The sequence below is a fragment of the Bacillus nitratireducens genome, assembly GCF_001884135.1.
Taxonomy (GTDB): domain Bacteria; phylum Bacillota; class Bacilli; order Bacillales; family Bacillaceae_G; genus Bacillus_A; species Bacillus_A nitratireducens.
This window is the reverse complement of record NZ_MAOC01000012.1, coordinates 1-200: the sequence shown is the minus strand read 5'-3', so window position 1 is coordinate 200 and position 200 is coordinate 1. Positions and strand designations below refer to the sequence as shown.

1 rRNA gene is annotated in these 200 nt (G+C 35.5%); it reads right to left on the bottom strand.

Annotated features, from left to right (window positions below):
- Nucleotides 1–75: ribosomal RNA gene (gene rrf, locus BAU23_RS28850) — 5S ribosomal RNA — on the bottom strand; the annotation flags it as partial.
- Nucleotides 76–200: the final 125 nt, after the last annotated feature.

The window sequence follows — 200 nt, the reverse complement described above, 5'->3', positions numbered from 1 at the left end:
ACCATCGGCGCTAGAGAGCTTAACTTCCGTGTTCGGTATGGGAACGGGTGTGACCTCTCTGCCATCATTACCAGACTGTATTCATTTAAGACAAGAATCATTATAACTTATTCACTTTTGAAAGTCAATAAGTTTTTATATTCTTTCAAAACTAGATAACATTGCTTCATATTATATGGTTAAGTCCTCGATCTATTAGT